A 14,861-nucleotide genomic window follows, 5' to 3' on the forward strand; every position below is an offset into this window, starting at 1 on the left:
TGCGCCGGGTGGCGGCGGATAATGACCCTGGCGCTGCAGCGCGTCAGGCCGGTTGACGCCGGCCGCATGCACCTGAACCAGAAGTTCATTCGGCCCTGCTTCCGGAACGCCGCGCTTTCCCGGCTTGAGGACCAGCGGACCGCCCGGCTGGGTGATCTCGACCGCGGTCATCGTCGTCGGAATTTTACTGGCCATGGGTAGCTCCTTCGGTTGATTCGCTTGAATGATTTGCAATTCGAAGCGGGGGGACTGTATCCTTTCAGGATAAAGCGGCAAGTGGAGGACATGATGTCACTTTTCGACGAGGAACCGAAACGCAGGGTTGCCCACGAGATCGGGCAGGAACTTTCTCTGCTTTCCGTCGCCGAGCTGGACGAGCGCATCGGCATCCTGCGGGCGGAAATCACCCGGCTTGAGGAAGAGCGCACGCGCAAGGGCAGCAGCAAGCTGGCGGCGGAAGCACTTTTTCGCTGAAACGGAACGTAAATGATGCGGATGTCATGATGTCTCCGCATTGCTGATCGAGACGGGCCTGTACCGGCTTGTTGCCGGCATCCGTCCAAGCATTGGGGTATCGCTGTGTTCCGTTCGTTCGTACAGGTCTTTGCCCTCTTGTGTGGCACGTCATTCCTGGTCATGGCCTCGGGCCTGCACGGGCTCCTGCTGCCGCTGCGCGGCGGGGCGGAGGGTTTTTCCACCACGTCCCTCGGTCTTCTCGGTACTGCCTGGGCCGGCGGGTTCATAACCGCCTGCCTGCTGGCGCCGCGCCTGGTGCGCCGCGTCGGCCACGTCCGGGCATTCAGCGCCTTTGCCGCCATTGCCGCCATTGTTGCGCTGATGACCGGTATTCTGGTGCATGCCACGGCCTGGATTGCGCTGCGGGCGCTGACCGGCTTTGCCATGGCCGGCGCCTACATGGTGATCGAAAGCTGGCTGAACGAGCGGGCGACCAATGCCAATCGCGGTCAGATCTTCGGCCTTTACATGGTGGTGAACTTTGCCTCCATCACGGCGGGCCAGATGATGATCGGCTTCGGCGACGTGCACAACGGCACCTTTTTCATGCTGACCGGCATCCTGTTCTGCCTGGCGCTGATTCCGACGGCCATTTCCACCGCCAGCAGCCCGAAACCGCTGACGGAAGTGCAGCTCGACCTCAAGGCGCTCTACCGCAATTCGCCGGTTGCCTTCGTCGGCTGCATGCTGATCGGCGTTGCCAATGGCGCGTTCGGTACGCTCGGTGCCGTCTACGGCGCGGCGACGGGCATCACCACCACGGAAATCGCCCTGATGATGAGTGCCTCCGTCATGGGCGGTGCCTTGATGCAGATACCGGTGGGACGCATGTCCGACCGTACCGACCGGCGCTATGTCCTGGCGTTCGTCGCGGGTGCTGCGGCCATCATCGGCATCCTGATTTTCCTGATCGGCTCGCGTCAGGCAACGGTCATCCTGTTCATGACGGCGATCTATGGCGGACTGGCCTATACGCTCTATCCGGTGGCCGTGGCCCATGCCAACGACTATTCGGACTCGCAGAATTTCGTCAAGGTAACCGGCGGCCTGCTGCTGCTCTATGGCTTCGGCACCATGGTCGGGCCGATCCTCGGCGCCTGGGCCATGGAATATGTTGCGCCCGAAGGCCTGTTTGCGATCACGGCGCTGGCACATGTCTCGATCATGACCCATGCCATCATCCGCTCGCGCATGCGGGCAGCCATGCCGATTGCGATGCGGGACAATTTCCAGACCGTTCCCTCGGAGCGGGCAACGCCCGAGGGCATCAAGCTCGATCCCCGGGCGGAAGCCCAGCCGGACTGAGGTTCGCAACGCTTTTCGTACAAAATGCGTTGACATTGACGGCAGTTTAAAACGACTATTCGGCATGGCCGAAACCGATGCATTTGCCGCCATTTCCGATCCGAACCGCCGCTATCTGCTGGAAGAGTTGCGGCGCGGTCCCAAGACCGTGAATGAATTGGCGCTTGGCCTGCCCATTTCACGCCCGGCGGTATCCCAGCACCTGAAGGCGCTGCTGGATGCGCAACTGGTCAAGGTCAAGTCCGAGGGGACACGCCGGATTTATGCCGTCGACGACAGCGGCTTCTTTCACCTGAATTTATGGCTGGATCAGTTCTGGAGCGAATGATGGCCGCACGGCGTCCGGCCAATAAAAAAACCCGGTCGCAGACCGGGTTTTTGTTTTAGTGCCAGCCCCGCTGCCTCTCCGGCAACCGGCTGAAATTCTTCTTCTGTCGGCCAAAGGCTCTAATGGCGCGTGGCGGTCGATCTCAGTTTTTCGATTTGCTCTTTCAGCATGAGCTTGCGACGTTTCATATCGGTAATCTTCAGGTCGTCGGTGGCAGGACTTGCCAGCGCTTCGGAGATTTCCTTCTCGAGTGCACCATGCTTACGTTCAAGCGTTTCAAGATGAGACTCAATGGCCATCCGGCTTCTCCCTTGGTTGGTTTCCTACTCGTTCATGCTCTGCCGGCCAAAGGGCGAGATTATGACAGAGCCGTGACACTCTGCCACCACTTGAAGCAATTGTCGAATTTGTTTCGTAGGATTTTCTTGTCATGTAAAATATGGTATTGCCACGTGCTGGTCCGGTATTCTCGAACACCGGACCAGACATTGGCTTCTTCTAAAGCAAAATACCGGGAATCACTGCATGTCCGACCAGGATCAGGCTGACATTCGATTGGCAGTCGCACGATTGAAACAGGAGCATCTGGATTTTGATGCCGCCATACAAGCGATGATCCAGGTTGGTTGTGACCAGCTTCGAATCCAGCGGATGAAAAAGAAGAAGCTCATCATCAAAGACAAGCTCATCGAGCTTGAAGACAAGATCATCCCGGACATTATTGCCTGATTTTCAACCGCTTTTGACCGGCGGGCTGCCGATAACTTGCAGCGTCCCCACTTTTCCGTTAATCCCTGCACGCTCCGCTGATCAGAGGATGTTCAATGGCCGATAAACGCGCTGACGTCGCAATCATCATGGGTAGCCAGTCCGATTGGGCAACCATGCGCCACGCCGCCGAGACGCTCGATGCGCTCGGCATTTCCCACGATGACCGCATCGTTTCCGCCCACCGCACGCCGGACCGCCTGGTTGCTTTTGCCAAGGGCGCGCGCGATGCCGGTCTCAAGGTTGTGATCGCCGGTGCCGGCGGTGCCGCCCATCTTCCCGGGATGGCCGCTTCCATGACGCCGCTGCCGGTGTTCGGCGTGCCGGTGGAATCGAAAGCTCTCTCCGGACAGGATTCCCTCCTGTCCATTGTCCAGATGCCGGCCGGCATTCCCGTCGGCACCCTGGCAATCGGCCGTGCCGGTGCGGTCAATGCCGCCCTTTTGGCTGCGGCTGTTCTGGCACTGAACGATGCCGCACTGGCAAAACGGCTTGACGACTGGCGCACGGCGCAGAGCGAAAAGGTCGCCGAACGGCCATCTGACGAGGCATGAGATGATTGCAGCAGGATCGACTATCGGCATTATCGGCGGGGGACAGCTCGGCCGCATGCTTGCCATGGCAGCGGCGCGTCTCGGCTATCGCACCGTCATTCTCGAACCGCAGGCGGACTGTCCGGCCGCGCAGGTTGCCAATGAGCAGATCGTGGCGGCCTATGACGATCCCGATGCACTGGAGCGTCTGGCTGAGCTGAGCGACGTCATCACCTACGAATTCGAAAATGTGCCGGTCGATGCCGCCGAGACACTGAATGAAAGCACGCCGGTCTTTCCGCCGCCCGAGGCGCTGAAAGTGTCGCAGGACCGGGTGACCGAAAAGCGCTTCCTCAACAAGGCCGGCATCCCGACAGCGCAATGGCGCATTGTCGAGAATGAGGGCGATCTGGAAGCGGCGCTTCTCGCCTTCGAGGGCAAGGGTATCCTCAAGACCCGCCGCTTCGGCTATGATGGCAAGGGCCAGGTCAAGTTTTCCGGCGCCAAGGGCGAAGATGCCAAGGCGGGCTTTGCCGCCATCGGCAGCGTCCCGGCCATTCTGGAAGGTCTGGTCGATTTCACCCGCGAGATTTCGGTGATCGCGGCGCGCGACGAGGCAGGCAATATCCGCATCTACGACATTGCCGAGAACGTGCACAGGGACGGCATTCTGGCGACGTCGACCGTGCCGGTGTCCGTATCGTCGACGATTGCAGGCCTTGCGGCCGATTCGGCGCGCAAGCTGCTCGAGGCTCTCAATTATGTCGGTGTTCTCGGCATGGAGTTCTTCGTGCTGGCCAACGGGACACTGCTGGCCAATGAGTTTGCCCCGCGCGTGCACAATTCGGGTCACTGGACGGAAGCCGCCTGCGCGGTCTCGCAGTTCGAGCAGCATATCCGTGCCGTTGCCGGGCTGCCGCTGGGCGATACACGGCGTCATTCCGATTGCGTGATGGAAAATCTCATCGGCGATGACGTGGCCAAACTGCCGGCGATTCTGGCGGAAAGCGGGGCCGTCGTGCATCTCTACGGCAAGGCCGATGCACGTCCCGGCCGCAAGATGGGCCACGTCACGCGCATTACAAAGCGGCTGTAGGGGCAAATAAATTCACTCCCGATGCATGAATCGCCATATGAATCATGAGTCGGGAGTTGACAATCGGGGCAATCCTTGGCTATTTCCCCGCAACGTGTTTCCGGCGCGCTTCAGAGGCGCGCTTTATTATTGGTGCCCGGTTTCGGGCGTAAAGATACCGGTGCTGAAATGAAGATCAAGAATTCGCTCAAGGCTCTCAAAGGCCGTCATCGTGACAATCAGCTGGTGCGCCGCAAGGGCCGCATCTACATCATCAACAAGACTGCGCCGCGTTTCAAAGCGCGCCAGGGCTGATTTACCGTTTCACGGTTATTTGCATTTGACGTTTCGCTGATACGGACTACGATCCGTATCATGCGGAACGTTTTTGCGTTTTTTATCGGATCTGTCCTGATGATGTCGCCGGCGCTGGCACTGGCGCAGGAAACGTCCGGGACTGATGTTCCCGCCGCCGCACCGCAGGCAACCGCGCTGCCGGGCAAGACCCTGGCCGAAAAGCGCGCCGCCCGCCTCGATGAGCTGTTCTTTGCCCTGAAGCGCGAGCGCAATGAAGCCAAAGCCACCCGCATCGCCGAACAGATTCAGGCACAGTGGCAGAATTCCGGCAGTGCGACCGTCGATCTGATGATGCAGTGGGCGGCCCTCGCCATGACGGAAAAGAAATATGCCGTCGCGCTGGATTTTCTCGATCAGGTCACCGTGATGAAACCGGATTTTGCCGAGGGCTGGAACCGGCGTGCCACGGTCAATTTCCTCATGAATGATTATGGCCGCTCCATGGCCGATATCCAGAAGACGCTGTCCCTGGAGCCGCGTCATTTCGGGGCGCTGGCGGGGCTGGCGGCGATCCTGAAGGATACCGGCAACAAGGAAGGCGCCCTGCATGCCTTCGAGCAGGTTCTTGCGGTCTATCCGATGATGCGGGAGGCGCAGAAGCAGGCGGGCCAATTGGCCGAGGACCTCACGGGTCAGCGTACCTGACTTTTTCGGGGGTTCCGGGCCGGCGGCCTGTCGCCGCCAGCCCGAATGATCTTTTTCAGATTCCTGTCAGCCCATCCGAGCCGATATAGGCAATGCGCAGCATGTTGGTCGAGCCGGGCGTGCGCAGCGGCACACCGGCCGAGATGATGATGCGGTCACCCGGATTGCCGAACTCTTCCTGATAGGCGATGTGGCAGGCACGGTCGACCATGTCGTCTAGGTCAGTCGCATCTTCCGTGACAACGCAGTGCAGGCCCCAGACGAGCGAGAGCTTGCGCGCCGTCTCGACAACCGGCGACAGGGCGATGATCGGCAGCAATGGCCGTTCACGCGCCGCGCGCAGGCCCGTGGTGCCCGATGCCGTATAGGTGACGATGGCGGACAGGTTGAGCGTTTCGGCGATCTGCCGGGCGGCAAGCGAAATGGCGTCCGCGCCGGTGGCATTCGGCTCGGGGCGCTGCGCATGGATGATGCCGGGATAGTTCGGGTCGCGCTCGACCTCTTCGGCGATGCGGGCCATGGTGGAAACCGCTTCGACCGGGTAGTCACCGGCGGCCGATTCGGCAGACAGCATCACGGCATCGGCGCCTTCGAACACGGCCGTTGCCACGTCGGACACTTCGGCGCGGGTCGGGACCGGCGCGGTGATCATCGATTCCAGCATCTGCGTGGCGACGACGACCGGCTTGCCGGCGCGGCGGCAGGCGCGGATGATCTGTTTCTGGATGCCGGGAACGGATTCCAGCGGCATTTCAACGCCAAGATCGCCACGGGCAACCATCAGCGCATCGGAGAGCTCGATGATCTCAGCAAGGCGGGTGACGGCTTGCGGCTTCTCGATCTTCGAAAGCAGGGCAACGCGGCCGCGCGAGATCTTGCGCACTTCGGCAAGATCCTCCGGCCGCTGGATAAACGACAGGGCCACCCAGTCGACCTCTTCCTGCAGCACGGCATCGAGATCGCGGCGGTCCTTTTCCGTCAGGGCGCCGACGCCCAGCGTGGTATCGGGCAGGCTGACGCCCTTCTTGTCGGAAATCTTGGTGCCGGACACGACGCGGCAGGTGATCGACTTGCCATCGGACGATTCGGCGACCAGCGCCAGCTTGCCGTCATCGATCAGCAGGCGGTGGCCCGCTTCGACGGCTTCGAGAATTTCCGGATGCGGCAGGAACACGCGGGTGTTGTCGCCCAGCGCTTCATTGTTGTCGAGGGTGAAGATCTGGCCGGGAACGAGGTCGACCTTGCCCTCGGCGAACTTGCCGACGCGCAGCTTTGGTCCCTGCAGATCGGCGAGAATGCCGATCGGGCGGCCCACTTCCTTTTCGACATTGCGCAGGCGGCGCACGAGTTCGCGCATGAGATCATGGCTGGCATGGCTCATGTTGATGCGGAACACGTCGGCACCGGCTTCGAACAATTTGCGAATCATCGCTTCGTCGGATGAAGCGGGACCCAGTGTGGCGAGGATTTTGACCTTACGGCGGCGTCTCATCGAGGAGGGGTATCCGTTACAATTGGAGCTGAGGGAGGATTTTCTTCCGTAAGCTGGACCATCCAGCTTGATTGTTCGCCGGTATCATACTCCTGAAATCCCGCCCGCTGAAACCCGCGTGCAAAACAGTCATTGATACCGGTAATCTTGAATTGGTTTTCCGCCACGCACATGTTGACCTTGCCATCCCAGCGGCCGCCGCTCTGGGCGTCCTCGGCATAGAGGTAGTAATAGCGCGACGTCAGCGGACCTACGACCAGCGTGGTGCAGGAGGATGCGTTGACATGCCACCAGCCCTCGGTGATCCAGCCGGTCTTCGCCCGGTAGCCAAGCGCGACGCCCACCAGATTTTGCGTGGTGTTGCACACGCGGAAATCCGCATGGGCCTCATCCGGCGCAAAGACACTGCCTGCTGCGAAAATGAATAAAAAAGCCGCTAGAAAGCTGCTCCATCGCGTCCGCTGATGCTGGTCAGCGCGGAAAATGATGCCCCTGCGCAATATTGCCTCCGTCCGTCTTAGACTCCTTTTCCGCAGTTTCACATGCATTGTCAACGCGCTAATGGGCGGAACATGCCGTTCCTGCGGACCTGTGACAAAAGATTGATGGTTGCATTCCCGATCAGGGCATGAAACACAAAAAATTCTCCCGAATAATCGCGCAAGAGAACGTTCCAATGCCGTTTTCCCCCTTTCATCTCGTCCATGGCAGCAATGACAGAGGACTGGTGCTTCTGGCCGATCATGCCCACCGGGATCTGCCGGAGGAATACGGCTCCCTCGGGCTGCCGCCGCAGCAGTTCGAACGGCATATCGCCTATGATATCGGCGTCGAGCCGTTGACGCGCAAACTGGCGGCAATGCTCGGTGTTCCGGCTGTGCTGGGCGGGTTTTCCCGCCTGCTGATCGATCCGAACCGCGGCGAAGACGATCCCACCCTGATCATGCGCCTGTCCGACGGGGCGATCATTCCGGGAAACAACCCGATGCCGGACGCGGAGCATCAAAGGCGCGTGAATGATTTCTATCGCCCCTATCACACGGCTGTTTCGGACATGATCCAGGCGGTTGCCGGGGCGAGCGGCAAGGCGCCGCTGGTCATTTCCATCCATTCCTTCACCGCCTTCTGGAAAACGACGCCGCGGCCATGGCATGCGGGCATTCTCTGGGACAGCGATCCGCGCGCGGTCGTGCCGCTCATAAAAGCCCTGGAAGCCGATCCGCAGCTGGTGGTCGGTGACAACGAGCCCTATGACGGCGCCCTGCGCAATGACACGATGTTCAAGCATTGCATCGTGCCGGGGCTCGCCCATGCGCTGATCGAGGTGCGGCAGGATCTGATCGCCGACGAGAAGGGTGTCGATGAATGGGCAGACCGGCTTGCCCCGATCCTTGACGCGATCAACGCCGATCCCGATATACATGTTGCCCGCCGATACGGCTCGCGCACCGGCCCACTGGAAGAGGTTTGACCATGAGCAATGTCAGCGAAGAACAGCGTATCGCCCTTGAAGCCGCCGCGTTCCGGCGGCTGCTGGAGCATCTGCGCGCGCGCAGCGACGTGCAGAACATCGACCTGATGAATCTGGCCGGTTTCTGCCGCAACTGCTTGTCCAACTGGTATCGGGAAGCGGCGGATGCGGCGGGCGTGCCCCTGTCGAAGGATGAATCGCGTGAGATCATCTATGGCGAACCCTACGCGGAATGGCAGGCCAAGCACCAGCGCGAGGCCAGCGATGCGCAGAAGGCCGCCTTTGAGGTCAATAAGCCTTCGCATTGACGAACCACGCCGCAGCGGCGGTCGAAACCGCCCTGATCCCGACTCTATTGTCTTGACTCATTGCGCTGTGGTCGGGCATCGGAACCGCAGAGGCGGCGTTCGCGAGTCGCACAATCAATTTTTACGGAGCAAGATATGAGCATGGATGATGTAGCGCCACAGGGCGGTGTCGAAGGTGTTGCGGCTGCGGAATTGCGGCAGTTCATCGAGCGCATCGAGCGCCTTGAGGAAGAAAAGACCACGCTTCAGGACGACATCAAGGAAGTGATGGCGGAAGCCAAGGGCCGCGGCTACGACACCAAGATCATCCGCACGATCGTCCGCCTGCGCAAGAAGGACGCCAATGAGCGCAAGGAAGAGGAAGCGATCCTCGAGCTGTACATGAACGCCCTCGGCATGGTCTGAGCCAGTTTTGCAAAACGCAGCCGCAAGGCTGCGTTTTTGTTTGGGGCCGTTGTTCCCGCTATTGATAGGCCTTGAACTGGCCCGGCGACGGGTATAATCGTCTCGCTGCCCGCCTATCTTTTCATGGTCCATTTCTCTTCCGACTGATGTGATCTGCCGGCATTCGCGTTGGGGCAGCCGCCTCAGCCGTCAGGGAGTAAAATCAATGTCCGTATCCACAGCGCAGCTGTCCATCAAGGCGCCCGCCAATTCGCGGTCCCGCGTCATTCTGGCCAGCCTGATTGGCACCACCATCGAATTCTACGATTTCTACGTCTATGCGACTGCCGCCGTGCTGGTCTTCCCGCATCTGTTCTTTCCGCCCGGCAACGAAACGACGGCCCTGTTGTCGTCCTTCGCCATTTTCGGCGCCGCCATGGTGGCACGCCCGCTCGGCGCGATCTTCTTCGGCCATCTCGGCGACAAGCGCGGCCGCAAGATCACGCTGGTCGGCGCGCTTCTGACCATGGGTATCGCCACCTTCCTCATCGGCGCCCTGCCGACCTTCGCAACCGTGGGCTGGTTTGCCCCGGCCATGCTGGTCGTGCTGCGGCTGGCGCAGGGGTTCGCGCTTGGCGGTGAATGGAGCGGTGCGGCGCTGGTCGCCACCGAGAATGCACCCGAGGGAAAGCGCGCGATCTTCGGCACGTTTCCGCAACTGGGCGCCCCCATCGGCTTCATCATCGCCAATGGCCTGTTCCTGATCATCGCGGCCATCCTGCCGTCGGATGATCCGTCGCGGCCCTCCCTCGCATTCCTCGACTGGGGCTGGCGTATTCCGTTCCTGTTTTCCGCCGTCATGGTGATCGTCGGCCTGTGGGTCCGGCTCAACCTGGTCGAAAGCACCGCCTTCGAGAAAACCGTCAGCAAAGGCGAGATCAAGAAGGTGCCGCTGGTGTCCGTGTTCCAGTCGCACTGGAAGCAGCTCGTGCTCGGCACGTTCTACATGCTTGCCACCTATGTGCTGTTCTACCTGATGACCACGTTCTCGCTCAGCTATGGCCGCGCCGCTACGGCCGGACCGATTGCCGGTCTCGGCTATGACTACACGACCTTCGTCCTGATGATGATTGTCGGCGTGGTGTTCTTCGGCATCTTCACCCTGGTGTCCGGACCATGGGCGGACCGCTGGGGCCGCCGCAAGACACTGATCTGGGTGACGCTCGCCATTATCGTGTTCGGCCTTTTGTGGGTGCCGATGCTGTCTCTGGGCAATGTTGGCGTCATGGCCTGGCTGATCCTCGGCTTCGCCCTGATGGGAATGACGTTTGGTCCGATGGGCGCCCTGCTGCCGGAACTGTTCCCGGTGAGCATGCGCTATACCGGATCGGGCATTTCCTACAATGTCTCGTCGATCCTCGGCGCTGCGGTTGCCCCCTTCATAGCGATTGCATTGTGGAAGCTCGGTGGCGGCAGCCCGTTCTGGGTTGGCGTCTACCTCTCGGCCATGGCCGTGCTGACATTGATCGCGCTGATCATCGGCAAGGAAACCAAGGACGTCGATATCGAAGCCTAGTTTTCCGGTCGCTGAATACAAAAGGCGCGGCCCGCTGAAAAAGCGGGCCGCGCCTTGTTTTTATGATGACAGATTTAGTAGTTCGGATCGTAGATCAGGCGGTCGCGGCTTGCCGGGCGGTCATAGACCGGCGCGCGGTTCTGATTCTGCTTGGCAAGCGATCCGATGATCACGGCACCGAGCGCCAGCCCGGCAACACCGGCAATGATGGCCGTGTCGCGGTTCTTGTGACGGTCGGAACGCTCGGACCGGTAGTCCCGGTTGCGGTTGTAGTCCCGTTCGCGATAGTAGTCATCGCCGCGATCGCGGTAATAGCTGTCGCGATAGGAGCGCTCGCCGGACCAGCCGCCATCATAACCGTCGGAATAGTAGCCGCCAGCCTGCGCCGGAGCCGATTGGAGGCTGATTGCGCTGATCGAAACGGCAGCAACCAGAAGAGCAGCGAGTATCTTTTTCATCATGCGGTCCTCAACGTTAATTCGTTGAGCACAGATATAGAGCCCGCCGGCTGAACCGGTGATGAATGCTGCCGTTAGCTGTCGTTCACAGGGTAACGGTGCGGGCCTGCACCTGCAGGGCACGGCCGGCGCCCCAGCCGAAAATGGCAACGCCAATGCCGAGCAGCACAAACAGGATGGCCGTTGCCGCATAGCTTTCCGTGACGCTGTGGATCAGGCCGACGAGCAGCGGACCGATGGCGGCGAGCATGTAGCCGACGCATTGGGCCATGCCGGAGAGGTGCGAGGCGACATGCGAGTCGGGCGAGCGCAGCACGATCATGGTCATGGCGATGGCGATGAGCCCGCCCTGGCCGATGCCCTGGACGACAGCCCACAGCCAGACCGTGGAGAGCGGCGCAAACAGCAGGCCGAGCAGGCCGGCAACGGCAATCGTGACCAGCGCCACATTGATCAGGCTCTGATTGCGGCAACGCACGGCAATCGACGGCACGAGCAGGCAGGTGAAGACCTGCGCCATGACCGACACGGAAACCACGACACCGGCGGTCGTCCCGTCAAGGCCGCGATCGCGCAGGATGGGCGCCAGCCAGCCGAAGACGCAGTAGGCGAGTGCCGACTGCAGGCCCATGAACAGGGTGACCTGCCATGCCAGACGGTCGTTCCAGAGGCCGATCACCTTGAAGCCCGCATGTTTGGTGCGGACCTTGCGGGCAAGGGCCTGCGGCAGCCAGATCGCGGTGACAACCAGCGCCGGCAAGGCCCAGGCGCTGAGCGCCAGCGACCATGATCCGCCGAGCATCTTCTGCACCGGCAGGGTCAGGCCGGCGGCACTGGCCGCGCCCGCACACAGCGCCATGGTGTAGAGGCCGGTCATCATGCCGGTGCGGCTGGCGAAATCGCGCTTCACCAGACCGGGCAGCAGGACATTGCCGATGGCGATGCAGCCGCCCGCCAGCGCCGTGCCGATGAACAGCAGCGGCAGGGATTCGAGCCCGCGCAGGGCGGTGCCGAGCGCCAGCAAAAGGAGAACGCCGAGGAGCGTGCGCTCCGCGCCGATGCGCTGGGCGAGACGCGGCGCCAGCGGGGCAAACAGGCCAAGGCAGAGCACCGGCAGCGTGGTGAGCACGCCCGCGCCGAAGGATGACAGTCCGGTCTGGGCGATGATTTCCGGCAAAAGCACCGACGCGCTGGAGAAGACCGGGCGCAGATTGTAGGCGATGAGAACGAGGCTGAGGCCGAACAGAATCTGCGCGCCAGGGGTTTTGAAATCCGGCACGCGCGGCTGGGGAACGCTGTCCACCTCGGCATCGACAAGCTGTTCGGCGGCAATGTTCAGATCCGCTGCCAGGCGGCTGGGGTGTTCAGGCGGAAGATGCTGGTTCATGATGCGAGCAACCGATCGAGTTCGATGAGAAGGGGGGCCATGAAGGCGCGGGCGGTGGATGCCGCCTTGTCCGGATCGCCGGATTCAATCGCGTCGATGATGGCCGCATGGGCCGCCATATCCGGTTCGGGCAGTTCGCCCGTGACCGTGGCCCGGATGATTTCCTGGGTGGAAACCGAGAAGAATTCGTAGACTTCGATGAGGGCGAGATTGCACGAGGCGGCGACTACCGCCTTGTGGAAGGCGAGATCGTGCTCGACATAGTAATCGTGCCGGGCCGTAGCGTATTCGCCGCGATCGGCCAGCAGCTGGCGCAGGTCGGCGACGACCTCCGGAGTGTGGCGCAGGGCCGCCAGCCGCGCTGCCTCGACTTCCAGCGCGCAGCGCGCCTCGACCTGGTCGCGCAGGCCGGTGCGCCTGATCCGCAACAGGCTTTCGTCCGGGTTGATGATCGAGCGGACATAGGTGCCGGAGCCCTGTTTGGTCTCGAGAAATCCCTGCGCGACGAGAACCCGCACCGCTTCGCGCACGGTCCCTCGGCTGACGCCGAGCATGTCGGCGAGGGCCGCCTCGTTGGGGATGCGGTCGCCGACCGGCCAGCGGTTGCTGACGATTTCGGCGCGTATATTGTCAATCGCCGTATCGGCCAGATTGGTGCGGGCGGCAGGCTGCATGGCGTAAAAGTCCCATAGTCATCAGATGACTTGATAATTATGGGACTGCGAGGCGCCTGTCAAGGCGCCCTCAGATGGACAGAGACCGGCAAAGACCGGTGTCTCAGCGGTAGATCACGATCGGACGGCGATGAACAATGATGGGAGCCGGGCGCTCGATGATCACGGTTCTTGGCCCGAATGCTTCGAGCGGGAACCAGTAGCCGCGATAGAAGCGGTAGCCCGGCCGGTAGTAGCCGTAGCCGCGGTGGCCATTGTAGTAATAGCCGTCGTGCCAACCGTAATAGCCGTGCCGCCAGTAGACGGGCTCGGCCTGGGATTGCAGGTGTTCGCCCTGTACCGGCAGGAGTGGCAGGGCGCTGGCGCTTTGTGCTCCGGCAAGCGTGGCAATGGCGACAAGACCGCCGGTAATCATGCTCAGGATGGTTCTCATGATAGCCTCTTCAAAGGGTTGGTTGGTGGTTCACGTTCTGATCAGCCCTTGCAGGGACCGGTCAAAGGGGCGGTTCGGAAAGAGCGTTTGCATGGTGCGCTCGGGTTCGAGACCAAAGGTTTCCGCGGCAAGCGCCGCGATCAGCGCGTCGAGATCCATGGTGGGTTTCAGGTCGCGGTTTTCATAAAGTGCATTCGGGGCAAGGCCCGGCCAGTCGGCCAGGATGCGGCCGCCGTTGACGGCGCCGCCGAGGATGAGCGCGGTTGTCGCCGTGCCATGGTCGGTCCCGCCGGTGCCGTTGGCGGCGGCGGTGCGGCCGAATTCGGTTGCCACGAGAACGGTCGTCTGCTGCCAGACGTCGCCAAGCCCGTCGCGCATGGCATCGATCATGGCATCGAGCGCCTTCAACTGGTTGGCAAGCCGGTTCTCCTGGCCGCTATGGGTATCCCAGCCGCTGGTTTCGATCATGGCGATGCGCGGGCCGTCAGGCCGGACAAGCGCCTCGGCGGCGGTTCTGCCGGCGGCGGCGGGATTCTGGCGGGTTTCCATATCGTGGAACAAGCCGCGCGCCTCCATCGCCGCACTCCAGACCGGATGAAACTGCTGGTCCCGGTCGTAGAGCTGCGCCACCCGCAGCAGGAGATCGTCGGATGCTTCCGGCAGGGTCGAGGGCGCGTAGGAGGTAACATCAGCCGGGCCGCGCAGGGCAGCCGGTATGGTCGGGGCGAAGGCAATGGCCTTGTCGGCCGATTTCGGCAGCAGCGTCACCAGCCGGTTCAGCCAGCCATCCCGGATCTGGTAGGGGCTGGTGCCGCCGGTCTCCAGGACGTTCTGGCCGTCGAAGTGCGAGCGTTCGCGGTAGGGCGAGGCGACGGCGTGCACGAACAGCGCCTGCCGGTTGCCGTAGAGCGTGCCCATGCCGGTGAGCGCGGGATGCAGGGCGAACATGCCGTCGAGCTTGATGGCATCTGAAGTCTGGATCGCGAGGCCGCCGCGCAGCTGCGCATAGGCGGGGTCGGCATAGGGCACGACGATGTTGAGGCCATCGGCGGGGCCCCGGCGGGGGGGGGAGGCGAAACGGGGGGGCCGCCGCCCATTGGGGAAGACGGGACCGGGCCGCCCCGGCCTCGGACCCCCGCCGGTGGGGGGCC

General features: G+C 62.0%; 20 protein-coding genes and 1 pseudogene. 12 read left to right on the plus strand and 9 right to left on the minus strand.

Annotated elements, in window-relative coordinates:
• Positions 1-195 (minus strand): annotated as a pseudogene (locus RDL77_RS23655) (NAD(P)H-quinone oxidoreductase); the annotation flags it as partial.
• A 93-nt stretch (positions 196-288) separates the two neighbouring features.
• Here RDL77_RS23655 and RDL77_RS23660 point away from each other — a divergent pair.
• From RDL77_RS23660 to RDL77_RS23670, 3 genes are all read left to right on the plus strand, one after another.
• Positions 289-474, plus strand: coding sequence for a DUF1192 domain-containing protein (locus RDL77_RS23660; protein ID WP_105734400.1), 186 nt, complete (start codon positions 289-291; stop codon positions 472-474).
• A gap of 105 nt (positions 475-579) precedes the next feature.
• On the plus strand, positions 580-1,821 hold the full coding sequence (locus RDL77_RS23665; protein ID WP_223613698.1) for an MFS transporter: 1,242 nt from the start codon (positions 580-582) through the stop codon (positions 1,819-1,821).
• 64 nt (positions 1,822-1,885) lie between these two features.
• A complete protein-coding gene (locus RDL77_RS23670) occupies positions 1,886-2,149 on the plus strand; it encodes a helix-turn-helix transcriptional regulator (RefSeq protein ID WP_223613697.1) in 264 nt (87 codons plus the stop codon).
• A gap of 119 nt (positions 2,150-2,268) precedes the next feature.
• On the opposite strand, the gene RDL77_RS23675 is transcribed toward RDL77_RS23670, so the two are convergent.
• The gene (locus tag RDL77_RS23675) at positions 2,269-2,448 is read right to left on the minus strand and encodes a YdcH family protein (RefSeq protein WP_105734402.1); all 180 of its coding nucleotides are present in this window, start codon (positions 2,446-2,448) and stop codon (positions 2,269-2,271) included.
• A 226-nt stretch (positions 2,449-2,674) separates the two neighbouring features.
• On the opposite strand from RDL77_RS23675, the gene RDL77_RS23680 reads away from it, so the two are divergent.
• The 5 genes from RDL77_RS23680 (at position 2,675) to RDL77_RS23700 (ending at position 5,527) form a co-directional block, all read left to right on the plus strand.
• The gene (locus tag RDL77_RS23680; RefSeq protein WP_008128260.1) at positions 2,675-2,878 is read left to right on the plus strand and encodes a YdcH family protein; all 204 of its coding nucleotides are present in this window, start codon (positions 2,675-2,677) and stop codon (positions 2,876-2,878) included.
• A 95-nt stretch (positions 2,879-2,973) separates the two neighbouring features.
• Entirely contained in the window at positions 2,974-3,471 is a 498-nt protein-coding gene (gene purE, locus RDL77_RS23685; protein WP_223613696.1) for a 5-(carboxyamino)imidazole ribonucleotide mutase, read from the plus strand.
• Between the two features lies 1 nt (position 3,472).
• Entirely contained in the window at positions 3,473-4,546 is a 1,074-nt protein-coding gene (locus RDL77_RS23690; protein WP_288194954.1) for a 5-(carboxyamino)imidazole ribonucleotide synthase, read from the plus strand.
• Positions 4,547-4,714: 168 nt separating this feature from the next.
• Positions 4,715-4,840: a type B 50S ribosomal protein L36 gene (gene ykgO, locus RDL77_RS23695; protein WP_091880250.1), complete on the plus strand. Its 126-nt coding sequence runs from the start codon at positions 4,715-4,717 to the stop codon at positions 4,838-4,840.
• Between the two features lie 60 nt (positions 4,841-4,900).
• The gene (locus RDL77_RS23700; RefSeq protein WP_226904672.1) at positions 4,901-5,527 is read left to right on the plus strand and encodes a hypothetical protein; all 627 of its coding nucleotides are present in this window, start codon (positions 4,901-4,903) and stop codon (positions 5,525-5,527) included.
• Positions 5,528-5,582: 55 nt separating this feature from the next.
• Here the strand turns inward: RDL77_RS23700 and pyk are convergent, their stop codons facing one another.
• Together pyk and RDL77_RS23710 are read right to left on the minus strand one after the other, a co-directional pair.
• The gene (gene pyk, locus RDL77_RS23705; RefSeq protein ID WP_223613694.1) at positions 5,583-7,019 is read right to left on the minus strand and encodes a pyruvate kinase; all 1,437 of its coding nucleotides are present in this window, start codon (positions 7,017-7,019) and stop codon (positions 5,583-5,585) included.
• Positions 7,016-7,519 (minus strand): DUF1036 domain-containing protein, encoded by a 504-nt coding sequence (locus RDL77_RS23710; protein WP_226904671.1) that lies wholly within the window; start codon positions 7,517-7,519, stop codon positions 7,016-7,018. The genes pyk and RDL77_RS23710 overlap by 4 nt, the downstream gene beginning before the upstream one ends.
• A gap of 176 nt (positions 7,520-7,695) precedes the next feature.
• Between RDL77_RS23710 and RDL77_RS23715 the strand changes: the two genes are divergently transcribed.
• The 4 genes from RDL77_RS23715 (at position 7,696) to RDL77_RS23730 (ending at position 10,758) form a co-directional block, all read left to right on the plus strand.
• Positions 7,696-8,490, plus strand: coding sequence for an N-formylglutamate amidohydrolase (locus RDL77_RS23715; protein ID WP_288194955.1), 795 nt, complete (start codon positions 7,696-7,698; stop codon positions 8,488-8,490).
• A 2-nt stretch (positions 8,491-8,492) separates the two neighbouring features.
• Positions 8,493-8,798 carry a DUF1244 domain-containing protein gene (locus tag RDL77_RS23720; protein ID WP_288194956.1) on the plus strand — a complete coding sequence of 102 codons (306 nt, stop codon included), beginning with the start codon at positions 8,493-8,495 and terminating at the stop codon, positions 8,796-8,798.
• A gap of 135 nt (positions 8,799-8,933) precedes the next feature.
• Positions 8,934-9,203, plus strand: a complete 270-nt coding sequence (locus RDL77_RS23725) for a DUF2312 domain-containing protein (RefSeq protein ID WP_175540565.1) — start codon at positions 8,934-8,936, stop codon at positions 9,201-9,203.
• Between the two features lie 205 nt (positions 9,204-9,408).
• The gene (locus RDL77_RS23730; RefSeq protein WP_288194957.1) at positions 9,409-10,758 is read left to right on the plus strand and encodes an MFS transporter; all 1,350 of its coding nucleotides are present in this window, start codon (positions 9,409-9,411) and stop codon (positions 10,756-10,758) included.
• 74 nt (positions 10,759-10,832) lie between these two features.
• Here RDL77_RS23730 and RDL77_RS23735 read toward each other — a convergent pair whose 3' ends face one another.
• The 5 genes from RDL77_RS23735 to RDL77_RS23755 form a co-directional block, all read right to left on the minus strand.
• The gene (locus RDL77_RS23735; protein ID WP_223613690.1) at positions 10,833-11,216 is read right to left on the minus strand and encodes a hypothetical protein; all 384 of its coding nucleotides are present in this window, start codon (positions 11,214-11,216) and stop codon (positions 10,833-10,835) included.
• 85 nt (positions 11,217-11,301) lie between these two features.
• A complete protein-coding gene (locus tag RDL77_RS23740; protein ID WP_288194958.1) occupies positions 11,302-12,603 on the minus strand; it encodes an MFS transporter in 1,302 nt (433 codons plus the stop codon).
• Entirely contained in the window at positions 12,600-13,277 is a 678-nt protein-coding gene (locus RDL77_RS23745; RefSeq protein WP_223613688.1) for a FadR/GntR family transcriptional regulator, read from the minus strand. The genes RDL77_RS23740 and RDL77_RS23745 overlap by 4 nt, the downstream gene beginning before the upstream one ends.
• A gap of 103 nt (positions 13,278-13,380) precedes the next feature.
• Complete coding sequence (locus RDL77_RS23750; protein ID WP_162800130.1) at positions 13,381-13,710, minus strand: hypothetical protein; 330 nt, start codon at positions 13,708-13,710, stop codon at positions 13,381-13,383.
• A gap of 30 nt (positions 13,711-13,740) precedes the next feature.
• Positions 13,741-14,861: DUF1501 domain-containing protein (locus RDL77_RS23755; protein ID WP_288194960.1), on the minus strand; the 1,121-nt coding region annotated here is incomplete at its 5' end.

The sequence above is a fragment of the uncultured Phyllobacterium sp. genome, from assembly GCF_902479695.1.
GTDB lineage: Bacteria > Pseudomonadota > Alphaproteobacteria > Rhizobiales > Rhizobiaceae > Phyllobacterium > Phyllobacterium calauticae.

Bases quoted from the DNA above. Each gene is read 5' to 3' on its own strand.
- RDL77_RS23660 (WP_105734400.1), top strand. From the start codon at position 289: ATGTCACTTTTCGACGAGGAACCGAAACGCAGGGTTGCCCACGAGATC.
- RDL77_RS23670 (WP_223613697.1), top strand. From the start codon at position 1,886: ATGGCCGAAACCGATGCATTTGCCGCCATTTCCGATCCGAACCGCCGC.
- RDL77_RS23675 (WP_105734402.1), bottom strand. From the start codon at position 2,448: ATGGCCATTGAGTCTCATCTTGAAACGCTTGAACGTAAGCATGGTGCA.
- RDL77_RS23680 (WP_008128260.1), top strand. From the start codon at position 2,675: ATGTCCGACCAGGATCAGGCTGACATTCGATTGGCAGTCGCACGATTG.
- purE (WP_223613696.1), top strand. From the start codon at position 2,974: ATGGCCGATAAACGCGCTGACGTCGCAATCATCATGGGTAGCCAGTCC.
- RDL77_RS23690 (WP_288194954.1), top strand. From the start codon at position 3,473: ATGATTGCAGCAGGATCGACTATCGGCATTATCGGCGGGGGACAGCTC.
- ykgO (WP_091880250.1), top strand. From the start codon at position 4,715: ATGAAGATCAAGAATTCGCTCAAGGCTCTCAAAGGCCGTCATCGTGAC.
- RDL77_RS23700 (WP_226904672.1), top strand. From the start codon at position 4,901: ATGCGGAACGTTTTTGCGTTTTTTATCGGATCTGTCCTGATGATGTCG.
- pyk (WP_223613694.1), bottom strand. From the start codon at position 7,019: ATGAGACGCCGCCGTAAGGTCAAAATCCTCGCCACACTGGGTCCCGCT.
- RDL77_RS23715 (WP_288194955.1), top strand. From the start codon at position 7,696: ATGCCGTTTTCCCCCTTTCATCTCGTCCATGGCAGCAATGACAGAGGA.
- RDL77_RS23720 (WP_288194956.1), top strand. From the start codon at position 8,493: ATGAGCAATGTCAGCGAAGAACAGCGTATCGCCCTTGAAGCCGCCGCG.
- RDL77_RS23725 (WP_175540565.1), top strand. From the start codon at position 8,934: ATGAGCATGGATGATGTAGCGCCACAGGGCGGTGTCGAAGGTGTTGCG.
- RDL77_RS23730 (WP_288194957.1), top strand. From the start codon at position 9,409: ATGTCCGTATCCACAGCGCAGCTGTCCATCAAGGCGCCCGCCAATTCG.
- RDL77_RS23735 (WP_223613690.1), bottom strand. From the start codon at position 11,216: ATGAAAAAGATACTCGCTGCTCTTCTGGTTGCTGCCGTTTCGATCAGC.
- RDL77_RS23740 (WP_288194958.1), bottom strand. From the start codon at position 12,603: ATGAACCAGCATCTTCCGCCTGAACACCCCAGCCGCCTGGCAGCGGAT.
- RDL77_RS23745 (WP_223613688.1), bottom strand. From the start codon at position 13,277: ATGCAGCCTGCCGCCCGCACCAATCTGGCCGATACGGCGATTGACAAT.
- RDL77_RS23750 (WP_162800130.1), bottom strand. From the start codon at position 13,710: ATGAGAACCATCCTGAGCATGATTACCGGCGGTCTTGTCGCCATTGCC.